The following is a 3,142-nucleotide window of genomic DNA, read 5'->3' as shown; positions in this document are numbered from 1 at the left end:
CTGATATTGGAAAACGCAAGGTAGCGAAGGATTTTGCATGCTTTGTGGGTATAAGGCGCAAAGATTTTATCAGAGATAAAATGGAAGGCTGCCTATCGTCCCGTACTACCGATGCCTGTAAAGCAGTCTATTCAGCGGCATTAAAATTTGGCTTTGCCGAATTCCTTGCGCCTTATACCGCAGCATTTCCCTGTATTCCTTGCGACTTTGCGCTTTCCAATACTCATCAGAAGTCTGGACTTTATTTCTTTCTTTGTGATTCACGTGTTTAAACGAGCGCAATCATCCATGAAGATATGTCATTTGAAATCCTACGACTAAAGCATCCCACATTTTAACAGCTTTTAACCTAAGTTTGCACCATTCTTGTAAGAACAGACCCATCACTAAAATAGTAATTATGTCAGAAAAAAAATTAGCCGGAATCTGGATGGACAAGGAGAAAGCCATCGTTGTTAAAAATCATGATGCGCAGAATGCCTTTAAATTCTTCCTTTGCAGTCCGGTGAAAGCCGAGATCCAGCACGGAAACTCCAGTGAAAACGCCGGTAACAACGCCGAACAGACCAACCGCGTGAAATATTTCAAAGAAATCGAGCACCTGCTGATCAACTCCCAGGAAGTACTGATCATCGGGCCGGGAACCGTACAGGAAGAATTCAAGCATTACCTGGAAGAAACCCCACAATTCAAGAACCTTAAGATCCAACTGGATACCGCCCAGCAGATGAGCGATGAGCAGGTCCTGGAAAAAGTAAAGGAACATTTCAACGCCTAACGTTTAGCCAAAACAAAATAAAAACCTCCCGATGTCCTGATATCCGGAGGTTTTTTTATCTTACATTCTATTCTTTATTATCATTTAATCAAAGATTAACAGGTCATGAAATAGTAAATTCGATCTTACTATATTTCTATATGCTGTTTTTTCGTAATTTTACTTATGCTAACCTTTAGTCATACAGGCGTATTGATTCCTGATAATAAAATATTATCCGATCTGGCTGAATTAAAAAAAGAATTTGTTGATGGTATACCGTCAGGAAAAAGGAAGGATATATTCAGCAGATTTTTAAAATACAATGAAGATTTGCAGAAGGTATTGGGCTTTGGTGGATTTGTGCAATGGATTGATGGTTCATTTGTAACGAAGAAAGTGAATCCCGGAGATATTGATCTGGTAACGTTCATAGAAACCGAAAAGATAGTGAAGGCCGGCAACAGAATTGATCCCTTCCGGTTTCCGAACTCAGAATTGGTCTATGGAGTAGACGCTTATATTATAGAAGTCTATCCGCCGGATGAGCCGGATTATTTCAAAACAGTGTCTGACAGGGCCTATTGGGCGGATCGGTTTTCAAAGACAAGACGGGACAGGCACGGAAATAAACTAAAAAAAGGATTTTTAGAGATTAGATATTAAACTTATGAAAGATAATAACTTATATACGATTTTAGATCTGATTGAGGAAATTCAAAATGTTGATAAAATGATTGACATTCATTCTCATTCAAAATCCAAATTGATGTTTGACCAATATACCCATCAAAAACTAAAGCTCACCACAGTTCTGATTGAGGATTTAATAGCACATACCCAAGACAACCAGGATGTCATGTATCTGGTAAAATTATTGATTGAACGGTTTTATGGGAATGTACTTAAAAACCCTAAAAGTATTGAAGAAGATCATAATCTGAAAAAAATAAAAGAAGCCTTTTTATAATCTGGTACCATACAGTTCCCGGAATCATCCGGAAAGAATTTAAGCATTACCTGGAGGAAACCCCACAGTTCAAAAACCTTAAGATCCAGCTTGATACCGCCCAGCAGATGAGCGATGAGCAGGTCCTGGAAAAAGTAAAGGAACATTTCAACGCCTAACGTTTAGCCCCAACAAAATAAAACCTCCGGATGTTCTGATATCCGGAGGTTTTTCTTTAACAGGGCCTGATTTTTTTTATTTTTATCAAACATCCGGTCAGCGGATAAGAAATTTTCTCCTGGTCAATCTGCTGAGTTCACCGGAATCATACTGTTCCTGGGTTTGCCAGTTCCCGAATTCGTCAAAGTCTTTAAACTCGGTCTTGTCGTTGGATTTTCCCAGCCTGATCTCCACAAGCCGGCCGGATTCATTATAGGTATAATTTTTAGTCATGGGAACAGGGGACAGCGGTTCATACCATTCGGTTTTTTGGAGACGGCCCTGATCGTAAAAGTACAGCATCTTCTCATCCACCTGGCCGTTTTTAAGGTCTTGCTTTAGCGTAATCTGATTTTGCCTGTTATATTCAAAGACCGTTTTTGTATTTGGGTCACCGCCTTTCCTGCGGCTTTCCTTCAGGTTTCCGGCATGGTCATATTCATACAGGTAGGTCTGTGTTACGGCGCCTGTATAGGGTGACAGGACCCGTTGCTCAGCCAGTTGATTCTGCCTGTACACATTCTTATAATAAGCAAAGCGCTCTTTCCCGTTCTCCTGGGTCGTAAGCTGCGTCATATTTTCGTGTTCATCCCGTTTTTTCCGGAATATCCGGGTCGAATTTTTCAGATGGAAAGTGGTGGCACTTTCAATGAGGTTGCCGTTTTTGTTAAATTGGTCGATTGTCGTATGGATCAGGACTTCTTTCTGGAAATATTCCAGTTTTCCTGAAACCAGGATGCCGTTTTTCAGATCAAAGACCTGAACCATTTCCAGTTGCGGAACACCGCTTTGCAACACAAAAACACTGTCAATGATTTTCACCGTCTGCGGGGGCAGTGCAATCTCCTGCGGCAGCCCATCGTTTTTTAAACTCCCGGTTCTCAGTTCCTGGCCTTTTAAAGCACCGGCCATAGATAAGCATAGCAGATAGAGCAGGAGGAAGGGGAAGACTATTTTTCGAAGTCGGGTCATTGAAATGCTTAAAGATGATTGGTTTTAAACGGATTTTGGAGAATAAAAGTACAATAAAATTCTACATTCCTGGAGATCATCTTGCAGAAATTCAAGTATTTCTTGAAGATACATTAATAGTTCAAAAATCCGAAATTCCGCTTGATACTGCCTGGCAGATTAGCGGTGGTCATGTTTATAAATGGTGAAGTAATATTATGATGATTAATATTTAGCAATGGTAAATAAAACCTTTGGATATCAAG

The 3,142-nt window shown here is 40.2% G+C and carries 5 protein-coding genes; 4 read left to right on the top strand and 1 reads right to left on the bottom strand.

The genetic code is table 11. From position 1 onward, the window contains the following. The 4 genes from QZ735_RS07785 to QZ735_RS07770 all read left to right on the top strand — a co-directional run. Window positions 1-272, top strand: a 272-nt coding sequence (locus QZ735_RS07785; protein WP_294246511.1) for a hypothetical protein, incomplete at its 5' end; no start/stop codon positions are given. 128 nt (window positions 273-400) lie between these two features. Beyond that, window positions 401-778 carry a hypothetical protein gene (locus QZ735_RS07780; protein ID WP_294225978.1) on the top strand — a complete coding sequence of 126 codons (378 nt, stop codon included), beginning with the start codon at window positions 401-403 and terminating at the stop codon, window positions 776-778. A 192-nt stretch (window positions 779-970) separates the two neighbouring features. Next, on the top strand, window positions 971-1,423 hold the full coding sequence (locus QZ735_RS07775) for a hypothetical protein (RefSeq protein WP_294246508.1): 453 nt from the start codon (window positions 971-973) through the stop codon (window positions 1,421-1,423). A 4-nt stretch (window positions 1,424-1,427) separates the two neighbouring features. Continuing rightward, window positions 1,428-1,727: a hypothetical protein gene (locus QZ735_RS07770; protein ID WP_294246505.1), complete on the top strand. Its 300-nt coding sequence runs from the start codon at window positions 1,428-1,430 to the stop codon at window positions 1,725-1,727. A 255-nt stretch (window positions 1,728-1,982) separates the two neighbouring features. Here the strand turns inward: QZ735_RS07770 and QZ735_RS07765 are convergent, their stop codons facing one another. Then, the gene (locus QZ735_RS07765; protein ID WP_294246503.1) at window positions 1,983-2,897 is read right to left on the bottom strand and encodes a hypothetical protein; all 915 of its coding nucleotides are present in this window, start codon (window positions 2,895-2,897) and stop codon (window positions 1,983-1,985) included. Between the last annotated feature and the right edge of the window lie 245 nt (window positions 2,898-3,142).

Source organism: uncultured Chryseobacterium sp. (assembly GCF_913776365.1).
In the GTDB taxonomy this organism is placed as follows: domain Bacteria; phylum Bacteroidota; class Bacteroidia; order Flavobacteriales; family Weeksellaceae; genus Chryseobacterium.
This window is presented reverse-complemented; position numbering and strand designations above follow the sequence as displayed.